This is a genomic window from Paraburkholderia sp. MM5482-R2, from assembly GCF_050436125.1.
Taxonomy (GTDB): Bacteria; Pseudomonadota; Gammaproteobacteria; order Burkholderiales; family Burkholderiaceae; genus Paraburkholderia; species Paraburkholderia tuberum.
Genome location: NZ_JBNDLP010000002.1, coordinates 1061386 through 1076625 on the forward strand (window position 1 = coordinate 1061386; position 15240 = coordinate 1076625).

Consider the following 15240-nt stretch of genomic DNA (forward strand, 5'->3'; position numbering starts at 1 on the left):
CGCGCGCACGGCGCGCGGCAAGCGGGGCGGAGCGGCCGATGACGAGAATCGACTTTCACTCGAACGTCGGCGATTCGCTGCTGTACGCGTGTCGCCTCGTGCGCAAGGCGTATCTGGCGGGCCAGCCGCTCGTCGTGCTGGCCGAGCCCGCGCGCCTGCGCGCCTTCGACGAAATGCTGTGGACCTTCTCGCCGCTCGACTTCGTGCCGCACTGCATGGCGGGCACGCCGCTTGCCGCCGACACGCCCGTCGTGCTGGCCACGAATCTCGACGACGTGCCGCATCATCAGGTGCTGCTCAATCTGGGCGCAACGGTGCCGGCGCAGTTCGCGCGCTTCGATAGATTGCTCGAAGTGGTCGGTAACGCACACGAGGAACTCGCTGCGGGCCGCGAGCGCTATCGCTTCTATCGCGATCGCGGCTATGCTTTGAACAACTACAAGCAGGGCGGCTAGTTCGTTGCGCTGCGCGTCATGGCCGCGAGGAACGCGGCATGCGGACCGCCTGCCCTGGCTTGGACTCAAACACGGAGAGCGCACGTGTCCGATCCCCACGACAATTCGATTCCGGTCCTGAACGAGGTCCTCGTGCCGGGCCGCGCGCGCGAGACGCGCGAGGCGTCGACCGATGCCGCCGCGCCTGCATCCCAGCCGGGCGCCGAGCCCGCAAGCCCAGCCGTTGCGCAACCGGTGGCGGTGCCCGAGCCCGCTTCTCGCACGGAGCCCGCGTTCGTGCCAGCGCCCGCGCATCGAGCCGACCCCACGCTGGCGCCCGAGCCGGTACTCGCGCCCCAACCGGTGCCCACGCCCGAGCAACTGAGTTCGCCGGAGCCCGTGCTCGTGCCGGAGCCGATGCCGACGCGAGAAGCCCCGCATGCGGCGGAGCATGAGCCTCTCGCGCAGACCGAGCTTCATCAGCCGCACGTGGCTGATCACACGCACCCGAGAAAACACGCACGGCCGCATCACGGCATTCATGTGCGACATGGGCATGACGACTTGCGTGAGGACGTGGAGGTGTCGCCCGGCGTGTTCGATCGTACCGAGCCCTTTATACCGCTCGAAGCCGGCGCGACCGTGCCGCCGGATATCGACCATGAAGGCGCGCACGAAGCCGCTCCCGCTCAGCCCACACTCGATGCCGACGCGCTCGCCGCACGTTTGCACGGACGCTTCCAGGGTTTTCTGACGGGCGAGGGGCGCGGCATCATCGAGGCGCGCTGCCGTGATGCAGTGCAGCAGCACACGAGTCTGCTCGTGAGTCAGATCACGCGCGAGGTCGCGCAGACGCTCGAAGCCGAGATGGCCGACTGGATACGTGAAGCGGTGGAAGAAGAAATCGCGCGGCGCTCGCGTTGACGCCGCGGTGACCTGAGAGCGCCGTTATTTGAGCGTCAGCACCCAAGCCGCCAGCGTGGCCGCCTGATCGGGCGTCAGTTGCGTGTTCGCGGGCATCGGCACGGTGCCCCATACGCCGGTGCCGCCATCGAGGATCTTGCGCTTCAGATAGGCCGCGGCGTCGTTGCGTCCCGCATAGCGGGCTGCAACGTCGTGCAGCGCCGGCCCCATGAACGGGCGGGTGACCGAGTGGCAGCTCATGCAGTTCTTCTGCTGGGCGAGCGCGAGCCCGGCTGTTTCGGCTCGGGCTGCGGGACTGGCGGCGCTCAATGCGGCGGCGAGCGCAACAGTGGCTGCCACGGCTGCGTACGACATCGATTTCATTATGGTCTCCGCCAGTGCAGATGCCCGGCTCGTGGTGCACGCATTATAAGAGCAAAAGGGCGCACGGATTTTCGTGCGCCCCTTGCGTTTTTGCGTAACGTGGCGGCGGGTTATCCCCGTCGGGGCGGGCCGCGCCGGCCGCGGTCATTACCCCGTCACCGCCCCTCGATTCGCCGGCTGCGCGAGCGCGAAATACTTGGCCATCACGCCGCATGTGTAGCGCGGCTTCGGCGCCTGCCATGCGGCGCGGCGGCGCTGCAGCTCGGCATCGTCGATGTTCAGTTGCAGCAGCAGCTGGTGCGCGTCGATCGTGATCGAATCGCCTTCGTGCACGAGCGCGATCGTGCCGCCGACGAACGCCTCCGGCGCGACGTGCCCAACCACCATGCCCCAGGTGCCGCCCGAGAAGCGGCCGTCGGTGATGAGCCCGACCGATTCGCCGAGCCCCTTGCCGATGATCGCCGAGGTCGGCGCGAGCATTTCCGGCATGCCGGGGCCGCCCTTCGGGCCAAGATAGCGCAGCACGACGACGTCGCCGGCGACGATCTTGTCGGCGAGGATCGCTTCGAGCGCGCTCTGCTCGTCGTCGAACACGCGCGCCGGGCCCGTGATGACCGGGTTCTTGAGCCCGGTGATCTTGGCGACCGCGCCGTCTTCGGCCAGATTGCCCTTCAGGATCGCGAGATGGCCTTCGGCGTAGAGCGCCTTGTCGATCGGGAAGATCACCTGCTGATCGCTGCGCGGCTTGGCTGGTACGTCCTTCAACTCCTCGGCGATCGTTTTGCCGGTGATCGTCATGCAATCGCCGTGCAGAAGCCCGGCGTTGAGCAGGATCTTCAGCACCTGCGGAATGCCGCCCGCCTTGTGCAGATCGGTGGCGACGTACTGCCCCGACGGCTTCAGGTTGCAGATCACCGGCACTTTTTTGCGCATGCGCTCGAAGTCCTCGATCGTCCATTCGATCTCGGCCGCGTGCGCGATCGCCAGGTAGTGCAGCACCGCGTTGGTCGAGCCGCCGGTCGCCATGATCAAGGCAACCGCGTTTTCGATCGACTGCTTCGTGATGATGTCGCGCGGCTTCAGATCCTTCTTGACGGCTTCGACGAGCACACGCGCCGATTCGGCGGCCGAGTCGACCTTCTCCTGGTCGGGATTCGCCATCGTCGACGAATACATGAGCGACATGCCGAGCGCCTCGAACGACGAGCTCATCGTATTGGCCGTGTACATGCCGCCGCACGAACCGGTCGACGGACACGCATTTTTCTCGATGCCCTCGAAATCCTCCTGCGACATGCGGCCCGCCGTGAATTCGCCGACCGCCTCGAACGACGACACGATCGTCAGATCGGTGCCTTTCCAGTTGCCCGGCCGGATCGTGCCGCCGTACACGTAGATGCCCGGCACGTTCATGCGCGCGAGGCCGATCATGCCGCCCGGCATGTTCTTGTCGCAGCCGCCGATCACGACCACGCCGTCCATCCATTGCCCTTGCACGCAGGTCTCGATGCAATCGGCGATCACCTCGCGCGACACGAGCGAGTACTTCATGCCCTCGGTGCCCATCGACATGCCGTCCGAGATCGTCGGCGTGCCGAAGGTCTGCGGGTTCGCGTCGGCGCGCCTGATCGCGGTGACGGCCGCGTCGGCGAGACGCTGCAGGCCGGCGTTGCACGGCGTAATCGTCGAGTGGCCGTTGGCGACGCCGATCATCGGTTTGTCGAAATCCTCCTTCTGGTAGCCGAGCGCGTAGTACATCGAGCGATTCGGTGAACGCGCGATGCCTTGCGTGATGTTCTTCGAACGACGGTTGTAGGCCATGGGGAGCTCCAGTCTGGCTGTTCTGATGAAAGCGCGCGGCGGCGTGCGCGCGCGCATCCGTTCAGTGTAGTTCCGCCAGACCGTGCAAACCGGCGGTTTTGCGTGACACGCGTCGTGTGTATTATTCGCGGTTGTTCAGGTCGTAAAATATATTAATCATGCTGCCGACGATCCCCGACCTGCGTCAGTTGCGCTATTTCGTCACCGTCGCCGAGGAAAAGCACTTCGGGCGCGCGGCTGCGCGTCTGTCGATGACGCAGCCGCCGCTGTCGCAGGCGATCCGCGCGCTCGAGGAGACGCTCGGCGTCGAGCTGTTCGCGCGCACCAAGCGCTCGGTCGAGTTGACGGCGGTCGGCGCCGATCTGTTGCCGGAGGTGCAGCGGCTGCTCGCGGCCGCGGAAGGGCTCAGGCCGCTCGCGCAGAGCCTCGCGCGCGGCGAGGCGGGCGTGCTGTCGCTGGCGTTCGTGTCGACTGCGGATTACGGCCTGCTGCCGCTGCTGTTGCGCGATTTCGGCGCGCGGCATCCGCGCGTGCGGCTCGAACTGACCGAGGCGACCAGCGACGTGCAGGTCGAGGAACTGGTGGCCGGGCGTATCGACGCGGGTCTGGTGATCGCGCCGCTGCCGTCGCGGCATGCGGCGCAGCTGTCGTGGCTGCCGATCGCGCGCGAGCCGCTCGTGATCGCGATGTCGACGGAGATGGCGCAAGGCTTGCGGGGCAGCGTGAACGCAAACGGCAAGGGCAGCGCCGCCGAAGACCCCGCCGCCGAATGGCTCGACATGCCCGTCAGCCTGCGCGATGTCGCCGACGCGCCGCTCGTGATCTTCCCAAGACGTCTCGCGCCAGGCTTTTATGACATCATTATGGATTGCTACGGCGTTGCGGGCCTCGCGCCACGGATCGGCCAGGAGGCGATCCAGATGCAGACCATCGTGAGTCTCGTGTCGGCCGGCATGGGCGTCGCGCTGGTGCCGCAATCGTTGCGTAACCTGCGGCGCACGGGCGTCGTGTACCGGCCGCTGTCCGAGTCGGTGCCCGCGATCGAGACGGGCCTCGTCTGGCGCAGCGACGAGGTCAGCCCGGTGCTGGCGGGCTTCATCGACATCGTGCGCGCGCATGCGGCGAGCGTCGCGTCGCGTGTCTAGATCCCGCTTCTGATTCCCTGTAAAAACTGCTTTCGAACCTGAACTGCCCATAACTACACGATGCTCATTCACCCCAATTTCGACCCTGTCGCCATCCATCTGGGGCCGCTCGCCGTGCGCTGGTATGGCTTGATGTACCTCGTCGCGTTCGTCGCGGCGATCGTCGTCGCCCGGCTGCGGCTGCGGCTGCCGTACGTCGCCGCGCAAGGCTGGACCGCGAAGGATATCGACGACATGCTGTTCTACGGCGTGCTAGGTACGATCCTCGGCGGCCGGCTCGGCTATGTGCTGTTCTACAAGGCGAGCTTTTATTTCGCGCATCCGCTCGACATCTTCAAGGTGTGGGAAGGCGGCATGTCGTTTCACGGCGGCTTTCTCGGCGTGACGATCGCGATGATGCTGTTCGCTTATCAGCGCAAGCGCTCGTGGCTGCAAGTCACCGACTTCGTCGCGCCGATGGTTCCCACGGGCCTCGCGGCGGGGCGCCTCGGCAACTTCATCAACGGCGAGCTGTGGGGCCGCGTGACCGATCCGTCGGCGCCATGGGCGATGCTGTTTCCCGGCGCCGCGCCTGACGACGCCACATGGCTCGCCGCGCATCCGCAACTGGCCGCGCAATGGCATCTGAACGAAGTGTTCGCGCAATATCACATGCTGCCGCGACATCCGTCGGAGCTGTACGAGATCGCGCTCGAAGGCGTGGCGCTGTTCTTCGTGCTGATCTTTTTCTCGCGCAAACCGAAGCCGCTCGGCGCGATTTCCGCGATGTTCCTGATCGGCTACGGCCTGGCGCGCTTCACGGTCGAATTCGCGCGCGAGCCGGACGATTTCCTCGGCCTGCTCGCGATGGGGCTGTCGATGGGTCAATGGCTGTCGCTGCCCATGATTCTCGCGGGCATCGGCCTGATGGTGTGGGCGTATCGCCGTGGGCGTCGCGAGCCGGCGCAGGCGGTTGGCGCGAACTGAGCGGCGCTCGGCTAGCGTTGCGAGTGTTGCATGAAAAAACGCCACGGCATCGATGGATGCCGTGGCGTTTTCTGTTTGGGCTTGCGCTTGCGCATCACTTCATCTGCACCGACCCCGACACGTTGACCGTCACCGTCGACGTGCCGCCTTCGAGCGACAGCGGCGCGCTCTTCGCGTCGGCGCCCATCGCGCGTGCGCTCATCATCATCATCGGACGCGGCATCACGCCGCTGTGATTCACGTTGACCTCGCGGATCGAATAGCCGCTAAAGCCGAACGCCTGCGAGGACGCCGCGGCCTGCTCGCGAAACGATTTGATCGCCTCGCCGCTGAGCCGCTGTTCGGCCGCGCGCTGCGCTTGCGGCGACAGCGAGAAACGCACGTTGCCAACCTGCATGATCGATGCCATCTGTCCGGCGAGCTTCGATGCCGCGGCGAAGTCGCGCGATTCGAGCACGACTTCCGTGCGGCCGCGCCACGTCGTGATGCGTCCGTCGCGGTCCGTCGACGGGAAGATCGAGAACGCGCCCGAGCGCGCGGTCACGCCGCTGACGCCGCGCGCTTTCTGCAATGCCGCGTCGGCGCGTTCGTTCAGCGTCGACGTCAGCGACGACGGCTCGCTTGCTTCCTGCTCGTAAAACAGCGTGATTTCGACTTCGTCCTGCGGGACTTCCGCGCTCGCCTGCGCATTCAGCGACAGCACGCCCGAAGGCTGCGGCATCATGGTCTGCGCTCGAGCGGGCGCAGGGTTCAGTGCGAGTGCCACAGGCGTGCCCAAGGCGAGCGCAAGTGCGAGGGACCGCGCGGTTTTTGTCGTCATGACTGGAATCCTTGTTTGAACAGGTTGTGCACGTTCGACGCGAGCGCCGGGTGGTGGCGCGCGGTTTGACGGATGCGCTGGCGAATGCATCGGCTTGCCGTCGAGCGGCCGGTTCGAGTTCACGCTTTCGTCGACCGATTAGGCGCGTTTTACCGACGCTTGGTTCCCCAATTAGTGCTTCGCCGCCGCATCGGAAACGATGACCTGGATGCGATCACGACAGGTGCCGCGTCGCGCGTTCGCCCTTAAACCAGCTGTTTAGTGATGAAGCGCCATTCGGCTTCGGTCACCGGCGTGATCGACAGGCGGTTGCCTTTGGCGAGCACGCGCATGTCCTGCAATTCGGCATGCTCGCGCAGCGCGGCAAGCGGAATCAGCGCGATTTTCTTCTTGAACACGACGTCGACGAGCATCCAGCGCGGCGTTTCCGGCGACGATTTCGCGTCGTAGTACGAGCTCTTTTTATCGAACTGCGTAGGGTCCGGATACGCGGTCGACGAGACCTCCGCGATGCCCGCGATGCCGGGCTCCGGACAGCTCGAATGATAGAAGAGCACGCCGTCGCCGACCTGCATCACGTCGCGCATGAAGTTGCGCGCCTGATAGTTGCGTACGCCGGTCCACGGCAAGGTGCGATGAGGTGCGTTGGCGAGGTCGTCGATGCTTGCTTCGTCCGGTTCGGACTTCATCAGCCAGTAGCGCATGAATCGGAGTGAGCGTGTGAGATTGAACGAAGCGCAACAACAGCAGGCGCGTACGGAAAAGCCCCTGAAAAAGGCGCTCAAACGAAAAAACGACGGCCAAAGAAAAACGGCATCGAACCGAAGTCCGATGCCGTTCCAGATAAGGTCCCCGCCTTAGCCGCTAGGCCGGCATCCTGAACCGAGGGTTCAGAATTGGTCGCAGTTAGCAACACTTCGGGTACATCAGACTGAGTGACGCGCACACCCGTGCTACAAATTTCCGCAACCGTGCACATGGCATTGGTTCAAGGAATGTATGACCTTGGCGAACCAGGCAGGGAAGCTAAACCGATGAAGCTACAACCCAAACCGTTCAACACGTGACCGATTCGAAACCGGCCCACTACTGCTTACTGCAAGCTGTACTGCTCGATCACAGTACCTAGCTGTTCGTTCATTTGCTGCATTGTACGCCGGATTTCTTCAGCGGGAAATGCTTCTCCGTGTCGCACGCTGCTTTGCAGCTTAAGCAGTTCCGATGCCAGCGACAGCGCAGCCATCACCGCGATGCGATCGGTGCCGCGCACGTTGCTGCCGCTGCGGATTTTCTTCATCTCGGCGTCGACGCGCGCGACCGCCTCGAGCAGCGCGCCTTCCGTTTCCGGCGAGCAGGCGAGACGATAGGGTACTTCGAGAATCGATACTTCGATCTGCTTGGTGGTCATGCGCTTTCTCCGTGTCGGCTCACGTCGCTTTCCGCTTCCTCGTGTCCGGGCTGGGCGGACTCGAGCAGATCGAGCTGGTTATCCGGTTCGCTGCTCGCGCGTGCGCGCGGCAATTTTTCGAGAATCGCATTCAGGCGCACCTGAGCGTCGTCGATCTTGGCGGACAGCGCGTCGCGTTCCGCCTGCAGTGCGTCGCGCTCTTCGCGCAATTGCGCGAGTTCCGCATGCGTGGCTTGCACTTCGGCACGCGTTTGCGCGAGCTGCTCTTCGAGCGCGAGCCGCGCTTCGTTGTGGCGCTGGCTGATCGCAATCAGCTTGCCGATGTTCTGGGAGAGTGATTCGAGTTCGGTGAGCATGTGCTGCGTCCTCTAAAGACATCGCATTTTAGCGCGGAATATTACAGGTTCCGACAATTGTCTCGTTTCGAGACGTAACAGCATCGCTACGTGCAGGTTCGTTGCGTGTCGGGTCGTCGACCATAAGGTAAAAAACCGGTAATCCATCGGACAATAACCTGCATTCAACAGAACCGATTGCGCTCCGGTTGACCTTTCTTGACGCCCCGCGAGGCCGCTCGTAAACTTCCCGCACTCTGGTGCCCGCGCGCGCTTCTCGGCGCGCGCAGTTAAACGGGAAGCAGGACGCGCGCGGTGCCAAAACCGGATGCGCGAACCTGCGCTGCCCCCGCAACGGTAAGCGACCGCATGTGATGTGCTCATGCAGGTCGGTCCTGATCGCAAGGTTGGAAGTTCAACGTGCGAGTGTGCCACTGCGCGTCACGCGTGGGAAGGCGGGATCGATGTGTCGTAGCCCGGATACCGGCCAGAAAAGAGGGACGTCCCCCCGCGAAAACGCTAAACAAGGGGGCGCCTCGTGACGCGTCGGCCTGCGGGGAAGCAGGCCGCGCACGCTATCCACAGGAATGTCATCCCATGCTGTCCCCCATCGCCCGCGCAACGCTGCTCGGGTTCGCGAGCCTGCCGCTCGTCGTGCATGCGCAAAGCGCCGAGCCCGCGTCCGCGTCTGCGACGCCGTATTCGTCTTCATCGTCCGCCACGGATGCTACCGCCGCAAACGCTGCAATCGCTGCCAATGCCGCCTCCACCGATGCGCCGGGCAGCGTGCTGTCGCCGATCGTCGTGACCGCGCAACGCGGACCGCAAGCGTTGCGCGATGCGATCCCGCAGACTACGCAGTTCGATCAGCAGGACATCGCCGACACGACCGCGACCGATCTGCCCGGCCTGCTGCAACTCGCGCCAGGCGCGCAAATCTCGCGCACGGGTGGCCCCGGTTCGACCGCGAGCCTCTTTCTGCGCGGCGCATCGTCGACGCAATCGCTGCTGCTGATCGACGGCGTGCGCGTCGATTCGGTGAGTCTCGGCTCAGCTCAACTCGCGCAGATTCCGCTCGATCAGGTCGATCACGTCGAAGTGGTGAACGGCAACGTGTCGGCGTTGTATGGCTCGGGCGCGATCGGGGGCGTCGTGCAGGTGTTCACGAAAGACGGCGGCGATCATCCGCCGCGTTTCAATTTTTCGGTCGGCTACGGCAGCTATCACACGCAGACGCAAACGGCCGGCGTGAACGGCGCGCTCGATCAGGACGGCCGCACGACCATCAACATCTCGCTCGCGCGCACGAAGGACGACGGCTTTTCGTCGCTCAATCCGCTCGAGGCGCCGAACGCGAATCCGAACGCAAACGGCAATCTGAACGAGAGCATCAGCGCGTCGCTGCGTCACAAGTTCACCGACAGCTGGGACGCGGGCGTCAGCTATTTCCAGTCGAACAACGACAACAGCTACGACAATGCGTACGGCGAGCCCACCGATCTGAACAATCTCTATAGCAAGGTGCGTCAGGTGTCGGTATTCGCGAACGGCAAGCTGACCGACTGGTGGACCACCCACGTCACGCTCGCCGAGGGCGACGACCGCAGCGTGTCGAACACCAATGGCATCTACAACGGCCGCTTCGATACCGACAATCGCCAGTACACGTGGCAGAACGATTTCGCGCTCGCCGCGAACCAGAAGCTGCAACTCGGCTACGAGCATCTCGACCAGACGCTCGACTCCGACACGTTCGCCGCGCCCGACCGTCACGTCGATTCGGTCTTCGCGGGCTACAGCGCGCGCTTCGGCCGCAACCAGATTCAGGCCAACGTGCGACGCGACCAGTACTCCGATTTCGGTGGAGCGAACAGTTACTATCTCGGCTACGGATTCGACATCACGTCGCGCTGGAAGGTAACCGCAAGCTATTCGGATTCGTTCCGCGCGCCGAGCTTCGACGATCTGTACTATCCGATCAGCGGCAACCCGTCGATCCAGCCCGAGCGCAGTCATTCGGTCGAAGCCGGTTTGCAGTACGCGACCGATGCGCTCGGCGTGATGCGTCTGAACGCATTCCAGACGCGCTATACGAATCTGATCGACTACGTGCAGACGATCCCCGGCATCTACCTCGCGGAGAACGTCGGCCATGCGAAGGTGCAGGGACTCGAGGGATCGTGGAGCGGTCATGTCGGCAAGACCGACGTGCGCGCATCGGTGACGCTGCAGAACCCGGTCGATCTCGACAACGGTACCGACCTCGTGCGGCGCGCGCGTCGGTTCGGGTCGTTCGCGGTGAATCGCAGCATCGGTGGATGGCGGGTTGGCGGCGAGTGGATCGTCAGCGGTCCGCGTACCGATAGCACCGGCAACCTCGGCGGTTATGGCATCGTGAATCTGTCGGCGCGCTACAACGTCACCAAAGCGTGGTACGTCAGCGCGCAAATCGACAATCTGTTCAACAAGGATTATGAAACGGCCTACTCGTATAACTCGCCGCGACGCGGTGCGTATCTCACGCTCGGCTGGCAGCAGCAGTGACGCGCGCGCCGGGGTGGCCGCATGCGTGAGCGCACGCGGATGAGCCGCGCGTCCGCTTCGCTGTGCGCCGCGATGGCGACGCCGCGCCCGATGAACGCGAAACGCGCGGCCGCGATCTGGCTCGGGCTCGCGCTCGCCGCCATCGCGGTGCTCGGCGCCTCGCTGGTGCTCGGCAGTGTGCCGCTCGCGCCGTCGCGCGTGCTTGCGGCGCTCGTGCCGACGCACACGTTCGGCGGCACGGGCAGCGACGATCTCGCCGGCGAAATCGTGCGTACGTTGCGTTTGCCGCGCGCGCTCGCGGGCTTCGCGTGCGGCGCGTTGCTCGCGCTCGCCGGCGCGCTGCTGCAGGTGCTGCTGCGCAATCCGCTGGCCGAGCCATACGTGCTCGGCGTGTCGGGCGGCGCGGCGACGTTCGCGCTCGTTGCGATGATCGCGGGCGGCGCATGGTGGCTCGTCGATGCGAGCGCGTTCGCGGGTGCGTTCGTGTCGATCCTGCTGGTGCTCGGCCTCGCGCGTCGCGAGCTATGGCGCGGCGAGCCGCAGGACACGTCGCCCCGTTTGCTATTGACCGGCGCGGTGATCGCGGCCGGGTGGGGCGCGCTGATCACGCTGCTGCTCAATCTCGCGCCCGACAGCCGTCTGCGCGGCATGCTGTTCTGGCTCACCGGCGACCTCAACGGCGGCGCGCTGCCGTGGACCGCGCTGATGGCGCTCGCGCTCGTGTTGCTTGCGATCGTGCCGGCCGCGCCGCGTCTGAACGTGTTGCTGCGCGGCGACGCGGCCGCCCAGGCGTTGGGCGTCGCCGTGATGCCGCTGCGTTTGCGTGTGTACCTGGTCGCGTCGCTGGCGGCGGCCGCGGCGGTGACGACCGCGGGCACGATCGGCTTCGTCGGTCTCGTCGTGCCGCACATGCTGCGGCTCGCGTTCGGCAACGATCAGCGCATGCTGCTGCCGGCGGCCGCGCTCGGCGGCGGTGTCGCGGTGATGGGCGCGGATCTGATCGCGCGGACCGTGATCGCGCCCGCGCAATTGCCGGTCGGCGTGATCACGTCGCTGGTCGGCGTACCGGTGTTCCTGTGGATGCTGCTCAAACGCCGCCGATGATACGAGCCAAACCCAGCCCCACCTGTTCGATGCTGAGCACGCAGCGCCTGACGTTGCGCGCCGGCGCGCGCACCTTGCTCGACGCGTTCACGCACACGTTCCATGCGGGCGAAATCTGGTGCATCGCCGGGCCGAACGGCGCGGGCAAGACCACCCTGCTATCGACGCTGGCGGGGCTGTTGCATCCGGCGGCGGGCCATGTCGAACTCGATGGCGTGCGCGTGGCCGACTGGCAGCCGCTGCCGCTCGCACGGCGCCGCGCGCTGATGCCGCAAAGCGCGGCCGATGCGTTCAACGCAAGCGTGCTCGACATCGTGCTGCTGAACCGCTTCCCGCATCTGGGCGGCTGGGGCTGGGAGCGCGACGAGGATCGCGCGGCCGCGCGGGCGGCGCTCGAACGGCTCGGCCTTGCGGACTTTGCGGCGCGCGACGTGCTGTCGCTATCGGGCGGCGAGCGTCAGCGCGTTGCCCTCGCGGCGGTGCTGTGCCAGGACGCGCCGCTGTTGCTGCTCGACGAACCGTTGTCGCATCTCGACCTGCATCATCAGGTCGACTGTCTCGAAGCGCTCGCCGCATGGACGCGCGAACCGCGCCGTAGTGTGCTGTTCTCGTGCCACGACCTGAACCTCGCGCGCCGCTTCGCGACGCACGCGTTGCTGCTCGACGGCGCGGGCGGCGCGTATGCGGGCCCAGTGCGCGACGTGCTGACGCCCGCGTTGACGAGCCGCGCGTTCGGCTATCCGCTGATTCTGATTCGCGACGGCGAGCACGAGGCGCTGATACCCGCGCCGCGCGCGCGTCACGAATCGCCTGCCGGCCATGACGCACAGTCAGGCTGATATTTTATTCCTATCCCTTGTTTCGATCACACCTATGACTCGCATCCCACACCCAGCCGGTTTGCCCGAAGTCGCGCCGCTCGATCAGACGCTACGCGCCGAATTGCAGCGGATCATCGATACGCGCACCAAACCGCTCGGCAGCCTCGGCCGGCTCGAAACGCTCGCGCGCCAGATGGGCCTGATCCAGCGTAGTACGCGTCCCACCGTGCAGCGTCCCGCGATGATCGTTTTCGCGGGCGACCACGGCATCGCCGCCGAAGGCGTGAGCCCCTATCCGCAAGCGGTGACCGCGCAGATGGTCGCGAACTTCATCGCGGGCGGCGCGGCGATCAACGCGCTCAGTCACGTCGCGGGTCTCGAACTCGAAGTGGTCAACGCGGGCATCGCGACGCCGCTGCCGTCCACGGACCGACTCGTCGACATTCCGGTCGGGCCCGGCACGCGCAACTTCGCACACGAAGCCGCGATGACGCACGCCGAAGCGCTCGCCGCGATGCAGGCGGGCGCCGCGCGCGTGCGTCATCACGCGGCGCTCGGCACGAACGTGATCGGCTTCGGCGAGATGGGCATCGCGAACACCTCGGCGGCCGCGTGTCTGATGAGCCGCCTGTGCGGCGTCCCGATCGACGACTGCGTCGGCCGCGGCACGGGTCTCGACAATGCCGGACTCGCGAAGAAGCGCAACGTGCTCGCGGCGGCGCTCGCGCGCCATGCGGATGCACGCGCGCCGCTCGACGTGCTCGCGACCTTCGGCGGCTTCGAAATCGCGATGATGGCGGGCGCGTATCTGGCGGCCGCCGAGGCGCGCATGACCATCCTCGTCGATGGCTTCATCGCGACGTCCGCGCTGCTGGTCGCCGATGCGTTCTCGCCCGACGTGCGCGAGTACTGCGTGTTCGCGCATGCGTCGAACGAGGCCGGGCATCGGCGCATGCTCGATCATTTCGGCGCGCAGCCGCTGCTGTCGCTCGACATGCGGCTCGGCGAAGGCACGGGCGCCGCGCTCGCGGTGCCGTTGCTGCGCGCGGCGGTGGCCTTCGTCAACGAGATGGCCAGCTTCGATTCGGCGGGCGTCGCCGATCGCGAACCGTGAAGCGCGCGAGCACGCGCTTCGCGATAACGCGAAGCTCGGCCCGCAGCGCCGTGAACCTGCGCTCGCCACGTTCATGAACCCGCTCGCGGAACTGCGCTATTTCTTCACGGCGCTCGGTTACTTCACGCGCGTGCCCGTGCCGCGCTGGGTCGGTTTCGAGCCGCATTATCTGAACGCCGCGGCGCGCTATTTTCCGCTCGTCGGCGTGTTGGTCGGCGGCTTCAGCGCGCTCGTCTATCTGGCCGCGCTGCGCGTGTTTCCGGCGAGTGTCGCGGTGCTGCTGTCGATGGCCGCGTCGCTCGTGGTCACGGGCGCATTTCACGAGGACGGTCTCGCCGACTGCATCGATGCGTTCGGTGGCGCCTATACGCGCGACGATGCGCTGCGCATCATGCACGACTCGCGCATCGGTGTTTTCGGCGCCATCGCGCTCGTGATCGCTCTGGCGATCAAGTGGCAAACGCTCGCGGCATTGCCACCGCTGCGCGCCGCAAGCCTGATGCTTGCGGCGCATGGCGCGAGCCGCGCGTGCGCGATCAGTTACTTGGCCACGCTCGACTATGTGCGCGCGGCCGGCAAAGCCAAGCCGGTCGCGCAGCGTTTGAGCGGGCCGGCGCTGTTGTGCGCCGTGCTGTTCGGGCTGCCGTGGCTGCTGTGGCCGAACGGCCCCGGCATGCCCGACTGGCGTTTCGCCGCGCTCACGTGTGCTGTGCTGTTCGCGCTGCGCTTTGCAATGGGCCGTTATTTCGTCAGACGCATCGGCGGCTATACCGGCGACTGCCTCGGCTTCGCGCAGCAGATCTTCGAATTGAGCATCTACCTGGTGGGGCTTGCATGGATATCGTCCTGATTCGACATCCCGCTGTCGCGCTCGAGGCGGGGGTTTGTTACGGCCATAGCGATATCGCGTTGGCGGAAAGCGCCGAGGTCACGTCCAATGCGTTGGCGGTGAAGCTCGCGAGCTTGCAGGTGCCGGCGCCGCGTGTGCTGATCACGAGTCCGCTTACGCGCTGCGCCGCCCTAGCGACCGAGATCGCGAACGACTTCGGCTGCGTGGTCAGCCACGACGAGCGCCTGAAGGAAATGGATTTCGGCGAGTGGGAAGCGCAGCGCTGGGATACGATCGATCGCGCGCTGCTCGACGACTGGGCCGCCAATTTCGAACATGCGCGCGCGCACGGCGGCGAGAGCGTCGCGCAATTCGTCGCGCGTGTGCGAGCGTGGTTCGATGCGTTCGCGCTGACGCGCGAGCTGTCGCCCGCATACGTGGTCACGCACGCGGGCGTGATGCGCGCGATCGCGTCGTGGGTGCTGGAGGTGCCGCTCGCGCATTGCCTGCAGTGGTCGCTAGATATGACGGGGATCGTCTGGTTGCGACGTAACGACGAGACGCTGCAGTGGTCGCTCGTGCGATGGAATGCGTGACCCGCGTGGTCATCGG

The 15240-nt window shown here is 65.8% G+C and carries 16 protein-coding genes, 1 other RNA gene and 1 riboswitch; of the genes, 10 read left to right on the forward strand and 7 right to left on the reverse strand.

What is annotated here, in order from left to right; translation table 11 throughout:
• Window positions 1-38 precede the first annotated feature (38 nt).
• Window positions 39-455, forward strand: a complete 417-nt coding sequence (locus tag OKW37_RS07930) for a DNA polymerase III subunit chi (protein ID WP_184059659.1) — start codon at window positions 39-41, stop codon at window positions 453-455.
• Between the two features lie 84 nt (window positions 456-539).
• The gene (locus OKW37_RS07935; protein WP_429407148.1) at window positions 540-1358 is read left to right on the forward strand and encodes a DUF2486 family protein; all 819 of its coding nucleotides are present in this window, start codon (window positions 540-542) and stop codon (window positions 1356-1358) included.
• A 24-nt stretch (window positions 1359-1382) separates the two neighbouring features.
• Here the strand turns inward: OKW37_RS07935 and OKW37_RS07940 are convergent, their stop codons facing one another.
• Window positions 1383-1721, reverse strand: coding sequence for a c-type cytochrome (locus OKW37_RS07940; RefSeq protein WP_429407146.1), 339 nt, complete (start codon window positions 1719-1721; stop codon window positions 1383-1385).
• A 147-nt stretch (window positions 1722-1868) separates the two neighbouring features.
• Complete coding sequence (gene ilvD, locus OKW37_RS07945; RefSeq protein WP_429407144.1) at window positions 1869-3542, reverse strand: dihydroxy-acid dehydratase; 1674 nt, start codon at window positions 3540-3542, stop codon at window positions 1869-1871.
• Window positions 3543-3700: 158 nt separating this feature from the next.
• On the opposite strand from ilvD, the gene OKW37_RS07950 reads away from it, so the two are divergent.
• Together OKW37_RS07950 and lgt are read left to right on the forward strand one after the other, a co-directional pair.
• Window positions 3701-4687 (forward strand): LysR family transcriptional regulator, encoded by a 987-nt coding sequence (locus tag OKW37_RS07950; protein WP_090803415.1) that lies wholly within the window; start codon window positions 3701-3703, stop codon window positions 4685-4687.
• A gap of 60 nt (window positions 4688-4747) precedes the next feature.
• On the forward strand, window positions 4748-5653 hold the full coding sequence (gene lgt, locus OKW37_RS07955) for a prolipoprotein diacylglyceryl transferase (RefSeq protein ID WP_187611785.1): 906 nt from the start codon (window positions 4748-4750) through the stop codon (window positions 5651-5653).
• 94 nt (window positions 5654-5747) lie between these two features.
• Here lgt and OKW37_RS07960 read toward each other — a convergent pair whose 3' ends face one another.
• The 5 genes from OKW37_RS07960 to OKW37_RS07980 all read right to left on the reverse strand — a co-directional run bounded on the left by OKW37_RS07960 (window position 5748) and on the right by OKW37_RS07980 (window position 8237).
• On the reverse strand, window positions 5748-6473 hold the full coding sequence (locus OKW37_RS07960; RefSeq protein WP_429407142.1) for an SIMPL domain-containing protein: 726 nt from the start codon (window positions 6471-6473) through the stop codon (window positions 5748-5750).
• A 245-nt stretch (window positions 6474-6718) separates the two neighbouring features.
• A complete protein-coding gene (locus OKW37_RS07965) occupies window positions 6719-7177 on the reverse strand; it encodes an EVE domain-containing protein (RefSeq protein ID WP_429407140.1) in 459 nt (152 codons plus the stop codon).
• Between the two features lie 141 nt (window positions 7178-7318).
• A non-coding RNA gene (ssrS, locus tag OKW37_RS07970) (6S RNA) lies at window positions 7319-7500 on the reverse strand.
• Window positions 7501-7566: 66 nt separating this feature from the next.
• Window positions 7567-7881, reverse strand: a complete 315-nt coding sequence (locus OKW37_RS07975; protein ID WP_018419691.1) for a cell division protein ZapA — start codon at window positions 7879-7881, stop codon at window positions 7567-7569.
• Window positions 7878-8237 (reverse strand): ATPase, encoded by a 360-nt coding sequence (locus OKW37_RS07980; protein WP_090803421.1) that lies wholly within the window; start codon window positions 8235-8237, stop codon window positions 7878-7880. The genes OKW37_RS07975 and OKW37_RS07980 overlap by 4 nt, the downstream gene beginning before the upstream one ends.
• 220 nt (window positions 8238-8457) lie before the next feature.
• A riboswitch (cobalamin riboswitch) is annotated at window positions 8458-8722 on the forward strand.
• 91 nt (window positions 8723-8813) lie between these two features.
• Here OKW37_RS07980 and OKW37_RS07985 point away from each other — a divergent pair.
• The 6 genes from OKW37_RS07985 (at window position 8814) to cobC (ending at window position 15224) form a co-directional block, all read left to right on the forward strand.
• Complete coding sequence (locus OKW37_RS07985; protein ID WP_429407138.1) at window positions 8814-10760, forward strand: TonB-dependent receptor domain-containing protein; 1947 nt, start codon at window positions 8814-8816, stop codon at window positions 10758-10760.
• Window positions 10761-10799: 39 nt separating this feature from the next.
• Window positions 10800-11864 (forward strand): FecCD family ABC transporter permease, encoded by a 1065-nt coding sequence (locus OKW37_RS07990; protein ID WP_187611863.1) that lies wholly within the window; start codon window positions 10800-10802, stop codon window positions 11862-11864.
• A gap of 29 nt (window positions 11865-11893) precedes the next feature.
• A complete protein-coding gene (locus tag OKW37_RS07995) occupies window positions 11894-12703 on the forward strand; it encodes an ABC transporter ATP-binding protein (protein ID WP_429407136.1) in 810 nt (269 codons plus the stop codon).
• A 34-nt stretch (window positions 12704-12737) separates the two neighbouring features.
• A complete protein-coding gene (gene cobT, locus OKW37_RS08000) occupies window positions 12738-13799 on the forward strand; it encodes a nicotinate-nucleotide--dimethylbenzimidazole phosphoribosyltransferase (protein WP_429407134.1) in 1062 nt (353 codons plus the stop codon).
• 73 nt (window positions 13800-13872) lie between these two features.
• A complete protein-coding gene (locus OKW37_RS08005; protein ID WP_429335903.1) occupies window positions 13873-14649 on the forward strand; it encodes an adenosylcobinamide-GDP ribazoletransferase in 777 nt (258 codons plus the stop codon).
• Window positions 14634-15224, forward strand: coding sequence for an alpha-ribazole phosphatase (cobC, locus tag OKW37_RS08010; RefSeq protein ID WP_429407131.1), 591 nt, complete (start codon window positions 14634-14636; stop codon window positions 15222-15224). Before OKW37_RS08005 ends, cobC begins: the two co-directional genes overlap by 16 nt.
• The last annotated feature ends 16 nt before the right edge of the window (window positions 15225-15240 follow it).